The organism is Candidatus Reidiella endopervernicosa (assembly GCF_013343005.1).
Classification (GTDB): domain Bacteria; phylum Pseudomonadota; class Gammaproteobacteria.
The window spans coordinates 2475280-2492125 of record NZ_CP054491.1 but is presented as its reverse complement, the minus strand read 5'-3'; the positions used below and the strand labels follow the sequence as shown (position 1 = coordinate 2492125).

Below are 16846 nucleotides of genomic sequence, written 5' to 3'. Positions count from 1 at the left end.
CGATTAGTTGGTGGTCAACGTTGAACTGAGGTTGATATACCAGCTCAGCTGATTCTTGATACTTGCCTGTCGAAGTTGATTCTGTAGGTAGAGACGCTCTTCAGCAGCCTGCTGCATACTGGGCAGGAAGAAGCTGATACGGTTTTTACCCAGCTCTTTGGCGCGGTACATAGCGGTATCTGCATGCTTGAGGATGTCGTTGATATCCTCGTTTTCGATCGGAAACATGCTGATACCAATACTGAAGGTGAGATGGTGTTCGTGCTCGCTGAGCATAAAGGGCTGCTGCAGAATTTCCTGGACTTTGAGGGCCACCTGTTGCGCCTGATCAGCAGAGACCTGAGGATCGCGCTCCAGCTCGCTGGCGATAATGACAAACTCATCACCACCGAGGCGGGCGACGGTATCCTCCTCACGCACGATATTTTTCAGTCGCTCACCGATTTCGATCAGTAATTCGTCACCGGCGTGGTGACCGAGTGAATCGTTAATGATCTTGAAATTGTCGAGGTCAAAGAAGAGCAGGGCTGAATAAACATCGTGACGACGCGCCTGTGAAAGTGACTTGTTGAGCTGCTGCATCAGTTGAGTACGGTTCGGCAGCCCGGTTAGCTCATCGAAGTAGGCCTGCTTGCGAAGAAGTGCCTCGTTTTTGCGTTTTTCGGTGACATCGATGCTCAGACCGATCAATCCGGTGACGTTGTTTTTTTCGTCAGTGGTGCGAATCTTGGTGAGTTCCAGGTCGTGAAGTTCACCATCACGGAATTTTATCTTTTCACTCGAACTGTGAGGCCCAGGCAGCGATAACGCCTCTGCATCGGTGATGATGCTGTGTTGCATTACCTCATCATCAAACAGCGCGCTGTAGTGGTTGGCGGAAAGAAATTTCGACTCAGGAACGCCAAGGGCATTACAAAAGTCCTGGTTTACAAACAGCGGATGGCCGTCACGGTTTTGATACCAGATACCGATCGGTGCGTTGTCGAGTATCGACTGCAAGGTTTGAGATTTGTCGCGCAGCGCCTGCTCGGTCATCTTAATATCGGTGATGTCATGTACCACACCGATAAAACGGTGCGGTTGTTTATTCTCATTAAGGAAAAGCTGGCCATAGGCCTTGAGCAGACGAATTGTTCCATCGGGACGTTTGATTCGATATTCGATCGAATCCTCATGTTTTTCTCCTTTCATCACCGCTGCTGTTCGGAGCATGAAGAGTTCGCGATCTTCATCGACGACAAATTCCCTGTATGTACCGAAGGCCGGTAGGTATGCGTCAGCGGATGTACCGTGTATGGCAAAGCACTCATCGCTCCAACGCATTGTCATTGAAGAGAGGTCAACATCCCATGTGCCAATGTGAGCAATAGCCTGGGAGCTTAGAAGCTGCTCTTCGCTTTCACGTAGTTGCTTTTCAACCTGTTGACGATCAATGATCTCTTTCTGTAGACGTCGGTTCCAGATTACGACCACAAGTAAAATCACAAAGATGCCAGAACCTATGGGTATTGCGACGATCAGGATCTCGTGCAGATTGAAGCCTTTATCAACCTGTAGCTGAATCCAGCGTCGCATAATTGTTTTGCGTTCCTCTTCGTTAATGCTCGCTAGACCCTTCTCCAGAATGGAACGCAGTTCTGGCCAATCCTTTCGGACACCGATGCCAAGCTCAAATTCGTAGGGTGTGTGGGCAGCTACTTTGAGATTGGTGAGGCCAAGCTGATTGATAGCGTAACTAGCCGAGGCGAGATTGCCGATAAAGGCTCCGATCTCTCCCACCGAGAGGGCGTCCAGTGCTTCACGAATAGTTTTGTAGGGGACGAGACGGAGCTCAGGGTGGTTTGACTCCATTAAATCATGACTAACATAACCGTCGACCACCGCGACGGTGATGTCTCCCAGGCTATCTATCCCGCCAAGGAACGGTGCATCAACGCGGGTCAGGATGACCATCGGAAAGTTGAGGTAGGGGGAGGTGAAGCTGAGATAACGGCTGCGTTGCTCGGACTTCATGGCGGCAGCGAGACCATCAATGCGCTGATCTTTGGCTGCCTTGATGACACCTGACCAACTATCTATCCGAGCCGCTTCAATCTTAACCCCGAGTCGTTGTTGTAATAGCGCCATAAAATCTGCCGCCATGCCACTGTAGTTGCCCCGCTGGTCACGGTATTCAAAGGGTGCCCAATCGGGGTCAATGCCGATGCTAATGACTGGATGGTTGTTGAGCCAGGAGCGCTCCTTATCACTCAATTGCAGTGGTTCGGCGGCTGCGCTGAGAGTGATGAGGGTTAATAGAATGATTAGTGAAGATTTCACGCTGCAACTCGGCCTATGTCGTTCTGTCTGGTGCATTCCATTGCCTGTAAGCGTAGCGGGTGAAGCAAGTTTAGACGCTTATACTACACCAATAACAGTGGCTTAGAACCGTTACGAGAACTGGTTTGAGATAAGGATTTGTCTGTTTCGTCCCGTGTTCTCTGGGTGCACCAATACGATGCGCTTTGATGACCCTTGTCAGCTTGTCTCTCTAGTAGGCGTGGTCGTTACACCTACAAGGCTGTAGTCAATAAAACTACACAAAAAATAGTGGTAAGAGTGCACATTAATTTAGTGGTATAAGTCGTTGTAAATATATTATTAATTGTGTCGGGTATTCGCTACAACAGCTGTGGCGAGATTGTTAATAACAAGAACAGTTCTTAACGTCAGATTTCGGCTAGTGATAGCCCGTTGATTGACTATACTTGGCGGAGTAGCTTGATGAACTCGGAGAGCCCTATGGGGAGGACATTACTACTGGTCGACGATGAGGAGAATATCCTCCGAGCCTTGGTTCGACTACTGCGACGTGATGGATACAAAATACTGACGGCTGATAGTGGTAAGGCAGGTCTTGATATATTGAGGGAGCATGATGTTGGCGTGCTCCTATCTGATCAGCGCATGCCAGGGATGTCGGGCTCTGAGTTTTTAGCCGAGGTGCGAAAGCTCTATCCAGAGACCGTGCGGATGGTTTTAAGTGGTTATACTGATCTCTCCTCAGTCACCAATGCCATAAATCATGGCTCAATCTACCGCTTTCTCAGTAAACCCTGGGAAGACGACCTGCTGAGAGAAAACATAAAAGATGCCTTTCAGCATCAGGAGCTTGCCAGTGAGAATGTTCGTCTGGCTGCTGAGCTGAAACACGCCAATGAACTACTTGAGGGGAAGAACCGAGAGCTTCTGCGAGATGTTGAGGAGCAGATGGAGACTCTACAAATCAATCTGCGTGCGCTAGATGTCACTCAGGAGATATTGGAGAAACTTCCGGTAGCTGTAATGGGAATCGGTGACGATGGCACGATTGCAGTCGCGAATGTAAAGGCAAATCAGCTGCTATCTAGACCGAGTGGGATGGTTGGACAGTCGGTGAGTGATGTGATGCCAGCAGAATTGATAAAATTATTTGCTCGAGATGAGCGAGTGGATCACCCAGTGCCAACCCATCTCCAACTTGGTGAGATGGGTTCTGTTTCAGCCTACTGCTGTCGAATCGGTGAGGCATCGGATGGCCGTGGATCGATTCTGGTTCTGATTGAAAATCCTAAGGCACAACTGCACAGCGTAGGAGGATCAATTGGGCGCTAATATGGCGATCGAATTAAAAAAAGTGGAGCGTGAGATCCTTGAGTTTCCACCGCTTCCAGAGGCGGTCAGAGAAGTGACGGCGCTGTTCGGTCACGATCACGTCTCGTTCGCTGTGCTTGAGAAGAAAATCTGTCAGGATCCGGCACTAACCGCACGCGTGCTGGCCGTAGCTAATTCAGCCTTCTACGGTTTTGGGGAAGATATCCAGCCTGAAACAGGCGTGCATGATTTTGGGACTCCATACCACGCGGAATATTGTCACTTCGCTGGGTGTGATCAGTAATCTCAAGAGTGGTCGTGGAAGTGGTCTTGATATCTCTGGACTATGGCACCACTCCGCAGGAGTGGCAGGTGCCGCAAAGGTGCTGTCAAAACATGTGGGTGTCGAAGAGGAGAGGCCTTTACATCCGGTCTACTGCACGATATCGGAAAATGGTATTTGATATCTACTACAGTCGTGAATATCGAGAGGTGTTGTACTGTTGCAGTGAGAACAACATCTCATTAAGAGAGGCGGAGTTAAAGGTGCTCTCATTTGACCATTCAGTGATCGGTGCAAGGCTTGCCGCACACTGGAAAATGCCTGAAAGCATTGTTGAGGCGATTGAGTTTCATCACGAACCAGAATTAAGTAGCAATCCGAAGTTGGCAGCGGTAGTTAACGTCGCGAATGTCATGGCGCGGAGGTTAGGGATTGGTGATTGTGGTGATAATGTCGTGCCAGATTTACAGCCTCAGGTCTTGTCGCATGTTGGCATGCAGGTGGAGGATGTTGATAATCTCTTCACTACAACGACTATTGCTGAGCTTGAAGAGGCCGCATCGGAGTTTGTGACAGGCTGATTGATGCCCACATGTTGATTGCTCAATCTGAGAGAGATGCATGGATGAAGAACAGACCTTAACGATCCTTTTAGTAGAGGATGAAAAACCTAATCGTAGTGCCGTGAAACGCCTGCTAAGGCGACAGGGATACCGATTTCAGGAGGCCGACAATGGTCGACGGGGTCTTGAGGTTGTTGATAGTGAATCGATCGACCTGATCCTGCTCGATATTGGCATGCCGATAATGGATGGGTATGAATTTCTGGAGAAGTTTCGCAGCGATGAGAAAACATATCTATACCCGTGTGCATGATGCCCTCCTGGTCAGATAGCGCCAGCAGGCGTCGTGCAATCGACCTTGGTGCCGATGACTTTATTGCTAAACCTATCGATCCAACCGAGTTGGAAACACGAGTCAAGTCACTGTTGCGCATTAGTCTCTATCAACAAAGTCTAAATAATCTTAATAGTGAGTTAGAACGCAAGGTTCAGCAAAGAACTGAGCACCTTGAGCGGGCATTGAAGCATGTCGAGGAGGCTTGGGAGCAGAACAAACTCGCCTATCGAGAGACTGTGATGCGTCTTGGTTTGGCCGCTGAATTCAAAGATCGCTGTACCGCTACCCATCTGTAACGCATGAGCCATTATTCAGCACTGCTGGCGCGATGTGTGGGCTGGGCGGATGAGGATGTGGAGATGTTGCTAGATGCCGCCAAACTTCACGATATTGGAAAATAGGGGTGGCCGATGCAATTCTTCTCAAAGAGGGAAAGCTGACAGTACGAGAGTACGATGAGATTAAAAACATGCCCGAACAGGTGCTGCGATTCTTGAAGGATCAGAGTCCAGGTTACTTCAGCTTGCTGAGGAGGTCGCGCTGACGCACCACGAGTGTTTCGATGGAAACGGTTACCCGGATGGGCTCATGGGGAAGAGTATTCCAGAGTCTGGTCGAATTGTTGCAATTGCAGATGTATTCGATGCGCTACTCAGCCACCGCCCGTACAAAGAGGCGTGGCCGATCGATCAGGTGGTCAGTACGATGCGTGAGAGTGCCGGAAAGCAGTTTGATCCTGATCTACTTAACCTCTTTTGAAGATATGGATGGTGTGTTGGAGATCTACCATCAGTTTCCTGAGTAGATGTTTAGTGCTCAGAATGAATTAGGGTTTCAAAATGTAATGAAATTAAAACCTCTATTAAGTGTATAGAGCTTCTTGTTCTTAAAATAATCTGTCTGGTAATCAGCGATAATGAAAAAATATAACAAGAGCAGTAATTTTGCTGTTTCTACTGCCTGGTGTAGGTGCGCTTCTTGCGTTTTGGCTTTTAATATATTCCTGAATAATACCGCCAACGATGCTGACTTTATCAATCTTGCAGGAGTCAGCGAATGCTCTCTCAGCAGATCTATACAACGGCACATATGGTCATTGTTATGGGGCATGCAGGTCAACGAGGAAAGTTGCTGGACTTGGTTGAAGAGTATGAGTTGACGCTGAATATTCTCGAGAACGGTGGCGTGGTTAATGAATCAGTTGAGATGACTCGTGTACCAGGCACGGTGCTGCTCAATTTGCTTGCACTCAAGGCTATATGGAAAGAGACAAGACCAGTTATCGAAAATATCTCAATGCATTCCACATCAAAGATCGAAATAGAAAAGTCTTACCAAAATCTCAAAGAAAGTACCGCTCGTTTAACCGAGGCTAGCAATGAACTGGTTGGTGCTTATAAGTCTCGAACCTATAAGTTGCGTCGTGAGATGTCGGCAATTCTTATGTTCTGTGTGGTGGTTGCTGTTATTTCTCTTTTTGTGGTTGTTGTGGTGAGGCGATATGACAAAGAGCGTATTGAGTCGGAGCGTGTATTGAGAGGAGCCGTGAACGCTTCTCGTTGGCTGTGCGAGGAGCCAATGATGGTATCTGGGATTGGGATCTTACTTCTAACGAGATCTACTTTTCGAGACGCTGGAAAGAGATGCTTGGATATGCGGATGATGAGTTAGAAATAGCTTTGTCGATTGGCGCGATCTCGTGCACGCTAACGATCTCGGGCGCTTTCTCTATCTGGGCTGACTATATGGAGGGTGAGCGCGAACAGTTTGAAATTGAATATCGTCTGAAACGAAAAGATGGAAACTACGCATGGATCCACTGTCGTGGATTGGCAAGTCGTGCGCAGGATGGTGGTTCTGTACGGCTGACGGGCTCTCACACCGATATATCTCAACGTATTGAGGCGCTAGAGGAGTTAAAGGCAGAGAAGGCGGAGGAGCGACGGTTACTCGACAAACTGCAGTTGGCACAAGATGAGCTAATCCTCAGTGAAGAGAGGCTTCGTATAAGTCTGGTTTTGCCAATATTGGCACGATGGACTGGGATGTTGATACCGGAGTGATCGTGCTCTCTGAACGCGTTGCCCCAATGTTGGGACTGCAACAGGGTGTCTCTACCATCACACTTGAGGATTTACAGAATACCTTGCATCCAGATGATCGAGCTGTGATGTTAGCAGGTATAGATGAGTGTCTGTCGCAGGGCGTTGAGTACGATCAAGAGCACCGCGTTTTGTGGTCTGACGGGAGCGAGCGCTGGTTGCATATGCGTGGTGACGTAATACGAGATACTCAAGGTGATGCACGTCAGATGCTGGGCATGGTTGAGGATATAACGCGAAGAAAACGAATAGAGTCTGAGTTGTCTGTCAATAATTCGGTTTTAAAGCAGACGATAATCCAACTTAATGAGACTAAAGAGGAGTATCTGCAGAGTGAGTCGAGATTACGAAGTATTCTTGATATTGCGCCAGAGGCGATAATTGTTTTGATGAAAGTCAGCATGTTGTGGTCTTCAATAAAGGGCTGAAGCGATCTTTGGTTATAGCCGAAATGAAGCGATCGGTCAGCCTTTGGAAGTTTTGTTGCCACAACGATTTGTTGCTGGTCATAGGCAGCATGTAGAACGGTTTGCTACATCGACTGATGACTATAAATCGATGGAATCTCGCTCTGAAGTGGCAGGAAAACGAAAAGACGGTAGTGAGTTTCCGGCCGGTGCAAGTGTGTCAAAGCAAAATATCGCAGGCCACCCGATGTATACCGTCATCATGCGTGAAATGACCCTGCAGAGAGCGGCCGAAAAGGCACTGATCAATGAAAAGGAGGAGCAAGCAGCACTTATAAAACAGCTGCAAGAGGCACAGGCGCAGCTACTACAATCAGAAAAGATGGCAAGTATTGGACAACTGGCAGCCGGTGTTGCCCATGAGATAAATAATCCAGTCGGTTATATCACATCTAATATTGGTGCTCTGCGGAACTATCTCAATGATCTGTTTAAAATGCTGCAACTCTATGAACAGTGCGAACAGATGATCAGTGATGATGCATCTGCTGATGAGATAATCAGACTAAAGAAAGAGTTGGATCTTGACTAACTTAAACAGGATCTTCGTGATCTATTGAATGAGTCGGAAGAGGGAGTAATTAGGGTTAAGAAAATTGTCCAGGACCTGAAGGATTTCTCACATGCTGGTGAGGATGAGTGGCAGTGGGCAGATATTCATCAAGGGATTGATAGCACGCTGAATATTGTTCATAACGAGGTTAAGTACAAAGCTGAAGTGATCAAGGAGTATGGGGATCTGCCGAGAATAGAATGCATTATTGTCCAACTTAATCAGGTGATAATGAATATGCTGGTAAACGCAGCGCACTCGATTGAGGAGCGCGGTACGATCACGGTTAGAACGGGTACAGAGCGTGAGGGAGTATGGGTGGAAATTGAGGATACTGGCAAAGGTATGGATGAGGAGACGCAGCGACGAATATTCGACCCTTTCTACACCACTAAACCCGTTGGGAAGGGACGGGTCTCGGTCTTTCGCTCATATAGCATTATTCAGAAACATAACGGAACGATCTCAGTCGAGAGTGAGCTTGGGTCTGGAACGAAATTTCGTATCTGGTTGCCGGAGTCACAGTCTGAGAGTGAAGCGGATGCCATCATGGCTGATTGAGTTGTAGATGGAAAAGTAGCTGCCTATAGATTTTGTTTGGATGGGGTTTCTAGAGAAATAAATGCAGATTAGAAACTACGGTATTCGTCACAAGGTCGCCTTTATGGCGATTGTTCTGGTGTTGATAACTTCAGCGTCAATCGGAGGTGTCTTTTTCTAGGTACTATGGATGCTCTGATTAAGCATGAGGCCGGCAAGCTAGAGGCCGATACCCATAGGGAAGGCGCTTTTGCAAGGTAAAATATCTGAGCTAACTCGTGATGTTCAGTTTCTGGCAAAGACTCCCCATTCAAGGTCTGGTTCGTGCTATCAAAAATAATGATTTAGATCCCTCTGATGGGTCAACGAAGCAGCAATGGCGTGAACGTCTGGAACAGATATTTGTTCGTTTTGTTGAAGCGAAACCTGATTACAAGCAGATTCGTTATATCGGTGTGGCGGAAGGCGGTCGTGAAATTGTTAGAATCGAACGTTTAGGCGAGGATCTGGGGATTGTGGCAGTTGTTGAGTCAAGGCTTCCACAAAAGGACACCGCGACTACTTTCAAGAAACGCTTTCCAAACCTATGAATCAGGTGTTTCTCTCGAAATAGAGGTTAATCAGGAAAGCAGCAATGTGTCACATAATAGAGATCTGGTCATTCGTGCTGCGGTGCCAATTTATAGTGATGGAAAGGCATTTGGTGTCGTTGTTATAAATATGGATATCAGGCCATTACTCAGAGATATTCTTGCAACTGATCGAGATGATTCGGTTGTCTATCTGTCGACTGACTCTAAACATTATCTAATGAGTTCAGAGCGTGGGGTTGACCTAGATGACGATTATTCGTCACTCCGTTCTGAACTAGATGAGTTGCCGCAGTTCGAGGGTCTTATAGATGGTGGCCACGTTGGTGTGAGTCAGACTGAAGTAATTAGTACTGAAAGCGGGAGAGATCAGTCGTTAATCTTCAGCATGTCCACTTTGATCCAAATATGCCGGAACGCTATATCAGCATCATACAATCAACGCCATATGTTTCACTTTTCACCGATATTATCTCTATTCGAGATAAAATCCTTCTGGTCGTGATTGCTCTTGTGATGTTGGTTGTTTTACGGTTTGGTTGCTGACGGGTATCTTGTTAGGCCATTGTTGTTAATGTCAAAAGGTGTGGCAGATTACGCCGAAGGTAGGGGTGGTATTGAATTGCCTTCGGGTAGTGACGAGATAGGAAGGTTCTCGGATAATATTAAAAATGATGATGCAGCTTGATGATCGACAGGATGAGTTGCAGCGTAAGAGTGTCTTTCTTAGTACGGTCATCGAGAGTGCTGAGACGGTATTGTGATCATTGACGGGGCTGGTGATATCCGGGTTTTAATCCAGCAGCAGAAGAGATAACAGGATGTCTTTCTGAAGAAATCGTGGGTAAGAGTGTTGATCTATTAATGCCTCGACGATCAGGGCACTGCCATCAGTCGTTCATTGAACAGTTTGTAGATACGGGTGAAAGTACTGTAGTGAATGCTGGTCTGAAAGAACGTCATTTCTACGTAAAGATGGTGAAATACAGGATGTAGAGATTGGTGTGACTGATATGTTTGTTGGCGATGAATTGCTGTTTTTGCATCGATGCGTGATATTTCGGATAGAAAGACAATTGAAGCGGAACTTGTTTTGAGTGAAGAGCGACTCCGTTTTAGTCAGAGCTTTGCTCATATAGGTAGTGGGATCTTGATGTAAGGACTAACAGGGTCTATTGGTCCGATCTGACCGCATCTATACTTGGATATCCACAGGTCGCACGTTATGTGACGGTGGAAGACTACACCAGTCTTACTCACCCAGACGATAGAAAAATTGTTTACGATGGTCTTGAAAAGGCGCAAAAGACGGGGTTCGGTATGACTACGAGATGAGAGTCATATTGCATGATGGAACCCAGCGTTGGGTACATGTTGTTGGAGATGTTGTTCGTGATGGGTCTGGTGAAGTTGTCCGCATGTTAGGTGTGATTCAAGATATTACAGAGCGCAAAACTCAGAAGATTATCTGGCTAAAGCGATTGCTGAACTGCAACAAGCAAATGAGATGCTGCATGATGCACAAAGCCAGCTACTACAGTCAGAAAAGATGGCGAGTATTGGTCAGCTTGCAGCGGGTGTGGCACACGAGATTAATAATCCTGTCGGTTATGTTACGTCTAATATCAGTACTCTGCGTGAATATATGGCTGACATGTTTAAATTGTTAGAACTATATGAACGGGGAGAACTCAAGATTAATGATGAAGCCACGGTTGAGGCGATTAAGACACAAAAAGAGCAGGTTGACATTAATTATCTGAAAAAGGACCTGGTTGATCTCCTGGATGAGTCTGAGGAGGGGTTACGCGTGTTAAGAAGATCGTACAGGATCTAAAGACTTCTCCCACGTTGATGAGGTCGAGTGGCAGTGGGCAGATCTACATAAAGGACTTGATAGCACGCTGAATATCGTTCACAACGAACTGAAATATAAGGCAGAAGTTATAGGATTATGGCTACCTGCCACAGGTTGAATGCATCATCGCGCAGCTCAATCAGGTGTTTATGAATATCCTGGTTAACGCGGCACACGCTATTGAGAAGCGAGGTGTGATCACCATCCATACAACGACTGATCGGGATGGGGTTTTGATTGTGTTTGAAGACGACGGTAAAGGAATGGATGAGCAGACGCAGGCGCGAATTTTCGATCCCTTCTATACAACCAAGCCGGTTGGCGAGGGTACAGGGCTCGGTATGTCGCTCTCCTATAATATTATTCAGAAACACGGTGGTACGATCACTGTAGAGAGTCAGATTGGTAAAGGGACGCGATTCCTGATCTGGTTGCCTGTTAAGCAGAGTGAGTCGAAGGCGGTTGATTGATGTTAGGGCTGGATAAATAGATGAATGATCTTGTTGGTAGTAACGATATCGTGACAGACGATGTGCCGGTTTTGCAATCAGCCACACTACTATTTGTTGATGATGAACCGAATATCGTCTCATCCTTACGCCGTCTGTTTCGTCCGTTAGGTTACAAGATACTGACTGCAAACAATGGTGAAGAGGGGCTTGCTGTACTTGAACAGAATAGTGTCTATCTGGTGATCTCAGACATGAGAATGCCGGTGATGGATGGTGCAACCTTTCTCGCTAAGGCAGCGGAACGCTGGCCCGACACCATGCGAATTCTTCTGACCGGATACGCTGATATGGAATCGACTATATCGGCGATCAATCAGGGAAAAATATATAAATACTTTAGTAAACCCTGGGAAGATAACGACATCACACTGGGGTGAAATATGCACTGAAACAGAAATTTCTCGAGCAAGATCACAAACGCCTACTAAAGCTGACAAAAACAGAATGAAGATCTGCAAGTCTGAATGCAAGTCTTGAAGACAGGGTTAAGGCGCGTACCGAAGAGTTGAGGCAGGCGATGGGAATGTTAGAGATGTCCCACGAGACACTCAAAGGAAGTTATCTCAATTCGGTCAAGGTCTTCTCTAATATCATCGAGATGCGTGAGGGCAGTGTGGCTGGACACTCGCGGCGTGTCGCGAGCAGGCACACGTACTGGCTAAGAAGTGTGATATGAGTGAGGACGATGCGCGACAGGTGCTTTTGCAGCACTACTGCACGATATTGGCAAGATAGGGTTGCCTGATCGTTTGATGGGTAAACCTTACAATGCACTCTCGAGTGCGGATAAGGTGGAGGTGATGAAACACCCCATGGTCGGTGAGGGCTGATGATGAGTCTCGATCATCTGCAAGATGCTGGCAAACTAATCCGCAGTCACCATGAACAGTTTGATGGCAACGGCTCCCGGATAAGCTCAAGGGCAGATAATTCCCTTAGGCGCTAGAATCCTGGCTCTGGTCAATGATTACGACGCACTGCAAGTGGCATGCTCTCGACTCAACCGCTGACCGCCATGGAGAGCGAAGTGAGGGCGGTTAGTCCCCGATAGTCGACGCCGTCTGCCTATTCGTAGTTGAGAGCGCGAGCGAACGACGAAGAAGATGCAGTAGCGGCTTTATGTCGGCGTAGAGTCACTGAGGGAGTTGTGTAGAGCCGCGAAGAGGTGATTACGCAACGTACGCAGGACGGTCGGGCGCCGCAGGCATAAACGGTCGCGTGAAGTTTTGCTGTTTGCTTGGGCTTGGATGCCCAAAACAAACTTTCGCAAAAATAGCGACTCCCGGACTCTCCGCAGCTGAGGCGCGTGAGTACATCACCCGTGGCGGGGAAAACTCTACGCTCCCGAGATAGTCGACCTTTGGCTCGATATGCAGGGGCTGCTTGATAAGCGAGTTGAGGAGGAAGATAGCGCGACCTTCCTGAAGCTAACCCCAGTGAGTGTAATAGCGGCATGGTCTCGCCAGTGACCTCCGCTGACCGCCATGGAGAGCGAAGTGAGGGCGGTTAGTCCCCGATAGTCGACGCCGTCTGCCTATTCGTAGTTGAGAGCGCGAGCGGACGACGAAAGAAATGCAGCAGCGGCTTTATGTCGGCGTAGAGTCACTGAGGGAGTTGTGTAGAGCCGCGAAGAGGTGATTACGCAACGTACGCAGGACGGTCGGGGCGCCGTAGGCATAAACGGTCGCGTTAAGTTTTTGCTGTTTGCTTGGGCTTGGATGCCCAAACAAACTTTCGCAAAAATAGCGACTCCCCAGTTTATTAATGACAAGGTCTTGCTGCTTTCAAGAGGCCATGTGTTAACTGACGATCTAATCGCTCGTCTTAGAAAGCTGGAGCAGTCAACGGGGAGCGCATTGATATGTTAATTCGACCAGCGGGTGATTAGTCTTGCTAATAATCAAAGGCTGTGACCTCTGGTATGGGTGTGTGTTGTTAACTTGTTGTTTATAAATGTAAAAGAATTAGCTCCTTCCTTTGGTTGAATCACGATGCCACAGCTGAGATTGCTCCTGGAGTTGGTGAGAGCGTGTTGCCCTAATGTATACTGCTGCGCTTTAACCGCATTGCAGAGAGCGCGCAGTATGTCGACCGATATCCACGCCCAACGAATCCTGATTCTAGACTTTGGTTCCCAGTACACCCAGCTCATTGCCCGCCGTGTTCGTGAGGCGGGGTCTACTCGAATTGAACGCCTACGATATGGAGGAGGCCGATATTCGTGCCTTCAATCCCAACGGAATCATCCTCTCTGGCGGCCCCGAGTCGACCACGACTGAGGATGCACCTCAGGCCCCGAGTTGTGTGTTTGATATGGAAATCCCGGTTCTTGGTATCTGTTACGGCATGCAGACCATGACCATGCAGCTCGGTGGTAAGGTGGAGAACGCAGATCACCATGAGTATGGCTATGCTCAGGTCCGCGCCCGCGGCCACACCGCGCTGCTCAAGGATATCGAGGATCACACCTCCGACGAGGGTTACGGACTACTTGATGTCTGGATGAGTCACGGTGACCGCGTGATTGAGATGGCCCCCGGCTTCAAGCTGATGGCCTCTACTGACTCGGCCCCAGTTGCGGGTATTGCTGATGAAGCACGTCATTTCTACGGTGTGCAGTTCCATCCCGAGGTGACCCATACCAACCAGGGACAGCGTATTCTTGAGCGCTTTGTACACCAGATCTGCGGCTGCGAAGGACTCTGGACGTCTGGCAACATTATCGATGATCAGATCAGTCACGTTCGAGAGATGGTCGGCAGTGACGAGGTGATTCTCGGCCTCTCTGGCGGTGTTGACTCCTCCGTGGTCGCAGCACTGTTACACCGTGCCATCGGCGATCAGCTCACCTGCGTGTTTGTTGATAACGGTTTGCTGCGCCACCAAGAGGGTGATCAGGTAATGGCTACCTTCGCCGAGCACATGGGTGTGAAGGTTATCCGTGTCGATGCCGAGCAGCGCTTCCTTGATGCATTGAGCGGTGAGAGCGATCCTGAGGCGAAACGCAAAATCATCGGCAACCTCTTTGTCGAGATCTTCGAGGAGGAGTCGAGCAAGCTCTCTAACGCCAAGTGGCTGGCACAGGGCACCATCTACCCCGATGTGATCGAGTCAGCGGGGGCCAAGAGCGGTAAGGCGCACCTGATCAAGTCACACCACAACGTTGGCGGTTTGCCCGACTGGATGAACCTCAAACTGTGTGAACCACTGCGTGAGCTGTTCAAGGATGAGGTGCGCAAGCTTGGCGTTGAGCTGGGACTCCCCTACGACATGGTCTATCGCCACCCCTTCCCAGGACCAGGGCTGGGTGTACGAATTCTTGGAGAGGTGAAAAAGGAGTACGCCGACATCCTGCGTCTGGCTGATCACATCTTCATCGAAGAGCTGCTGAAGAACGATCTCTACCACAAGACCTCTCAGGCCTTTACCGTCTTCCTGCCGGTTAAATCGGTTGGCGTGACCGGTGATGGTCGTCGCTATCAATATGTGGTGGCACTACGCGCGGTTGAAACCATCGACTTCATGACCGCCCGCTGGGCCCATCTGCCCTACGATTTCCTCGATCATGTCTGTCGCCGCATTGTTAATGAGGTATCAGGTATCTCCCGCGTGGTTTATGACATTACCGGCAAACCCCCAGGCACCATCGAGTGGGAGTAGCTTGGTCGGGAACCCTAAGCGTGCTTAGGGTTTTCCCCGGCTGAAGCGAATCAGGCATTGGGTTACGCTGTGCGTAATCTAGTACCGAGAAAATACCATGTTTAATTTGCGTTTTTCACGCTCTCCATTTCTGCCACGCTATTCGCAGTTGTCACATCTACCGTTCAAGCGGTTGAGTACGAGCCTGCCACTGTACCGCTTGAACTAGAACAAATTGCTGAACATAGCTGGTATGTGAAGGGCAAACCGGGGATCGCCACTGACAATCAGGGCTTCATCTCCAACGCCGGTGTGGTGATCACGGATGAGGGTATCGTTGTTGTCGATGCACTCGGCACTCCATCGCTGGCGCACAAGCTCCTCGGTGAAATACGTAAGATCAGTGACAAACCGATCGTTAAGGTCATCGTTGCCCACTATCACGCCGACCACATCCTCGGCTTGCAGGTATATAAGGATCTCGGTGCCGAGGTTGTCGCGCCCACCGGCTCTGAGAAATATCTCAACTCAGATGTTTCGACCAACCGACTCGAAGAGCGTCGTGTTTCGCTCTTCCCATGGGTTGATGAAGATACCCGTCTCGTTTTTCCTGACCGTTACATCGATAAGGGTGAAAGTTTTCAGTTGGGAGGCGTTACGATCCAGCTAACCATGGTTGGAGATGCCCACTCCGATGCAGACCTGATGGTCTATGTCGAGAACGATCGGGTGCTCTACTCGGGTGATGTGATCTTCGAGGGTCGTATCCCATATGTCGGAAGCGCCAACACCAAACATTGGCTCAAGGTGCTTCAGGAGATGGAACGTAAAGAGCTTGCCGCGCTGGTACCGGGGCATGGACGGTGAAAAGGCACCGATCGCCTCGATCGGTTTTACCTCGAAATATCTTGCCTACATGCGTGAGCATTTGGGGCGGCTGTTGATGAACTGATCCCCTTTGCTGAGGCCTACGATTCGATCGACTGGGGTGATTATATCGATATGGTTGCCTTCGAAGAGGCAAATCGCCGCAATGCCTATCAGGTCTTCATCTCACTTGAGGAAGAGTTGCTAGCGGGTGAGTAATTAATTAGTGTGAAAATATGATTGGTAAACGGATATGAATTAATGGATATCCGGCGCCTATTGAATCAGACGCCGGATAGTTGAGATCAGAAATTTAGTTGCGCGCCGACCATAAAGGCTGAGCCATCACCACCGTCACCATCTTCGAAGCTAATTCCCTCCCACTCACCGCGGATAGAGAAGTTTTCATTGATATTGAATGCAGCACCCAATCCATAAGCTAAGTCTGTGCCGTCACTACCGTTACTGCCAATACCAACGATATTGACTTCAACATCCCAGGTCGCAAAGCCAAGTTTTGCGAAAAAATCAGCCTGATCACTGATAGGAGCGTATGCGACCAGATATCCTGCAACTGAACTGATATCAACTGATGCTGTCATGCCAGAGTAATCACCCTCAGGCTTTCCCCAGTCCTGATAAGCGAGTTCGATTCCAAGGCTGTCATTGAAACGCATACCACCGTATAGCTTGAACGCGGTGTCGGATTCGTCAAAACCAGGCTCTTCATAGCTGCTCATTCCTCCGCCAACACCGAGATAGCCACTGATGTCTGAGGCGGTGGCTTGAGCAGAAATTACGGCTAATGAGAGAGTTAGAAGGGTTGGGGCAAGTGTTTTTCATAGTCCATTTTTCCTTGTTGGTTATCCATTATTAGTCAACAATCGAAACCATACAGTGTGAACGGTTAATTGACAATTTCC

The 16846-nt window shown here is 48.6% G+C and carries 17 protein-coding genes and 6 pseudogenes; 19 read left to right on the top strand and 4 right to left on the bottom strand.

The window, feature by feature from the left end:
• Nucleotides 1-3: 3 nt before the first annotated feature.
• On the bottom strand, nucleotides 4-2319 hold the full coding sequence (locus HUE57_RS13630; RefSeq protein WP_174673378.1) for a diguanylate cyclase domain-containing protein: 2316 nt from the start codon (nucleotides 2317-2319) through the stop codon (nucleotides 4-6).
• 444 nt (nucleotides 2320-2763) lie between these two features.
• Between HUE57_RS13630 and HUE57_RS13625 the strand changes: the two genes are divergently transcribed.
• The 17 genes and pseudogenes from HUE57_RS13625 to HUE57_RS13550 all read left to right on the top strand — a co-directional run bounded on the left by HUE57_RS13625 (nucleotide 2764) and on the right by HUE57_RS13550 (nucleotide 11794).
• Complete coding sequence (locus tag HUE57_RS13625) at nucleotides 2764-3633, top strand: response regulator (RefSeq protein WP_236860605.1); 870 nt, start codon at nucleotides 2764-2766, stop codon at nucleotides 3631-3633.
• A gap of 1 nt (nucleotide 3634) precedes the next feature.
• Nucleotides 3635-4076, top strand: a pseudogene (locus HUE57_RS20380) (HDOD domain-containing protein).
• On the top strand, nucleotides 4066-4476 hold the full coding sequence (locus tag HUE57_RS13610) for an HDOD domain-containing protein (RefSeq protein ID WP_174673375.1): 411 nt from the start codon (nucleotides 4066-4068) through the stop codon (nucleotides 4474-4476). Before HUE57_RS20380 ends, HUE57_RS13610 begins: the two are co-directional and overlap by 11 nt.
• A gap of 40 nt (nucleotides 4477-4516) precedes the next feature.
• Nucleotides 4517-4771 (top strand): response regulator, encoded by a 255-nt coding sequence (locus HUE57_RS13605; protein ID WP_174673374.1) that lies wholly within the window; start codon nucleotides 4517-4519, stop codon nucleotides 4769-4771.
• Nucleotides 4768-5091 (top strand): response regulator, encoded by a 324-nt coding sequence (locus HUE57_RS13600; RefSeq protein ID WP_174673373.1) that lies wholly within the window; start codon nucleotides 4768-4770, stop codon nucleotides 5089-5091. Before HUE57_RS13605 ends, HUE57_RS13600 begins: the two co-directional genes overlap by 4 nt.
• 184 nt (nucleotides 5092-5275) lie before the next feature.
• A pseudogene (locus HUE57_RS19705) lies at nucleotides 5276-5554 on the top strand (HD-GYP domain-containing protein); the annotation flags it as partial.
• Between the two features lie 297 nt (nucleotides 5555-5851).
• On the top strand, nucleotides 5852-6466 hold the full coding sequence (locus tag HUE57_RS13590; protein WP_174672483.1) for a hypothetical protein: 615 nt from the start codon (nucleotides 5852-5854) through the stop codon (nucleotides 6464-6466).
• Nucleotides 6361-6858, top strand: a complete 498-nt coding sequence (locus HUE57_RS13585) for a PAS domain-containing protein (RefSeq protein ID WP_236860603.1) — start codon at nucleotides 6361-6363, stop codon at nucleotides 6856-6858. Before HUE57_RS13590 ends, HUE57_RS13585 begins: the two co-directional genes overlap by 106 nt.
• On the top strand, nucleotides 6831-7325 hold the full coding sequence (locus tag HUE57_RS13580; protein WP_174673371.1) for a PAS domain-containing protein: 495 nt from the start codon (nucleotides 6831-6833) through the stop codon (nucleotides 7323-7325). Before HUE57_RS13585 ends, HUE57_RS13580 begins: the two co-directional genes overlap by 28 nt.
• A 55-nt stretch (nucleotides 7326-7380) precedes the next feature.
• Nucleotides 7381-7896 (top strand): histidine kinase dimerization/phospho-acceptor domain-containing protein, encoded by a 516-nt coding sequence (locus tag HUE57_RS19250; RefSeq protein ID WP_236860602.1) that lies wholly within the window; start codon nucleotides 7381-7383, stop codon nucleotides 7894-7896.
• A gap of 24 nt (nucleotides 7897-7920) precedes the next feature.
• The gene (locus tag HUE57_RS19245; RefSeq protein ID WP_236860601.1) at nucleotides 7921-8478 is read left to right on the top strand and encodes an ATP-binding protein; all 558 of its coding nucleotides are present in this window, start codon (nucleotides 7921-7923) and stop codon (nucleotides 8476-8478) included.
• Nucleotides 8479-8735: 257 nt separating this feature from the next.
• Entirely contained in the window at nucleotides 8736-9047 is a 312-nt protein-coding gene (locus HUE57_RS13570) for a hypothetical protein (protein ID WP_174673370.1), read from the top strand.
• Nucleotides 9048-9851: 804 nt separating this feature from the next.
• Nucleotides 9852-10043 (top strand): annotated as a pseudogene (locus tag HUE57_RS20375) (hypothetical protein); the annotation flags it as partial.
• Between the two features lie 186 nt (nucleotides 10044-10229).
• A pseudogene (locus HUE57_RS20370) lies at nucleotides 10230-10495 on the top strand (PAS domain-containing protein); the annotation flags it as partial.
• Nucleotides 10496-10554: 59 nt separating this feature from the next.
• Entirely contained in the window at nucleotides 10555-10884 is a 330-nt protein-coding gene (locus HUE57_RS19240) for a histidine kinase dimerization/phospho-acceptor domain-containing protein (RefSeq protein ID WP_236860600.1), read from the top strand.
• A 170-nt stretch (nucleotides 10885-11054) separates the two neighbouring features.
• Nucleotides 11055-11375, top strand: a complete 321-nt coding sequence (locus HUE57_RS19235) for a sensor histidine kinase (protein WP_236860599.1) — start codon at nucleotides 11055-11057, stop codon at nucleotides 11373-11375.
• A 20-nt stretch (nucleotides 11376-11395) separates the two neighbouring features.
• The gene (locus tag HUE57_RS13550; RefSeq protein WP_174673369.1) at nucleotides 11396-11794 is read left to right on the top strand and encodes a response regulator; all 399 of its coding nucleotides are present in this window, start codon (nucleotides 11396-11398) and stop codon (nucleotides 11792-11794) included.
• 688 nt (nucleotides 11795-12482) lie between these two features.
• Here the strand turns inward: HUE57_RS13550 and HUE57_RS13545 are convergent.
• Both HUE57_RS13545 and HUE57_RS13540 read right to left on the bottom strand, forming a co-directional pair.
• Nucleotides 12483-12677 (bottom strand): hypothetical protein, encoded by a 195-nt coding sequence (locus HUE57_RS13545; RefSeq protein ID WP_174673368.1) that lies wholly within the window; start codon nucleotides 12675-12677, stop codon nucleotides 12483-12485.
• A gap of 274 nt (nucleotides 12678-12951) precedes the next feature.
• Nucleotides 12952-13188 carry a hypothetical protein gene (locus HUE57_RS13540; RefSeq protein ID WP_174673367.1) on the bottom strand — a complete coding sequence of 79 codons (237 nt, stop codon included), beginning with the start codon at nucleotides 13186-13188 and terminating at the stop codon, nucleotides 12952-12954.
• A gap of 313 nt (nucleotides 13189-13501) precedes the next feature.
• Between HUE57_RS13540 and guaA the strand changes: the two are divergent.
• Both guaA and HUE57_RS13530 read left to right on the top strand, forming a co-directional pair.
• Nucleotides 13502-15077, top strand: a pseudogene (guaA, locus tag HUE57_RS13535) (glutamine-hydrolyzing GMP synthase).
• Nucleotides 15078-15311: 234 nt separating this feature from the next.
• Nucleotides 15312-15923 (top strand): MBL fold metallo-hydrolase, encoded by a 612-nt coding sequence (locus HUE57_RS13530; protein ID WP_174673366.1) that lies wholly within the window; start codon nucleotides 15312-15314, stop codon nucleotides 15921-15923.
• 305 nt (nucleotides 15924-16228) lie between these two features.
• Here HUE57_RS13530 and HUE57_RS13525 read toward each other — a convergent pair.
• Nucleotides 16229-16729, bottom strand: a pseudogene (locus tag HUE57_RS13525) (porin family protein); the annotation flags it as partial.
• Nucleotides 16730-16846 lie beyond the last annotated feature (117 nt).

Coding starts and splice junctions, on each gene's coding strand:
- HUE57_RS13590 (WP_174672483.1), top strand. CDS start 5,852: ATGCTCTCTCAGCAGATCTATACAACGGCACATATGGTCATTGTTATG.
- HUE57_RS19235 (WP_236860599.1), top strand. CDS start 11,055: ATGAATATCCTGGTTAACGCGGCACACGCTATTGAGAAGCGAGGTGTG.
- HUE57_RS19240 (WP_236860600.1), top strand. CDS start 10,555: ATGCTGCATGATGCACAAAGCCAGCTACTACAGTCAGAAAAGATGGCG.
- HUE57_RS13625 (WP_236860605.1), top strand. CDS start 2,764: ATGAACTCGGAGAGCCCTATGGGGAGGACATTACTACTGGTCGACGAT.
- HUE57_RS13605 (WP_174673374.1), top strand. CDS start 4,517: ATGGATGAAGAACAGACCTTAACGATCCTTTTAGTAGAGGATGAAAAA.
- HUE57_RS13600 (WP_174673373.1), top strand. CDS start 4,768: ATGATGCCCTCCTGGTCAGATAGCGCCAGCAGGCGTCGTGCAATCGAC.
- HUE57_RS13550 (WP_174673369.1), top strand. CDS start 11,396: ATGAATGATCTTGTTGGTAGTAACGATATCGTGACAGACGATGTGCCG.
- HUE57_RS13610 (WP_174673375.1), top strand. CDS start 4,066: ATGGTATTTGATATCTACTACAGTCGTGAATATCGAGAGGTGTTGTAC.
- HUE57_RS13580 (WP_174673371.1), top strand. CDS start 6,831: ATGGACTGGGATGTTGATACCGGAGTGATCGTGCTCTCTGAACGCGTT.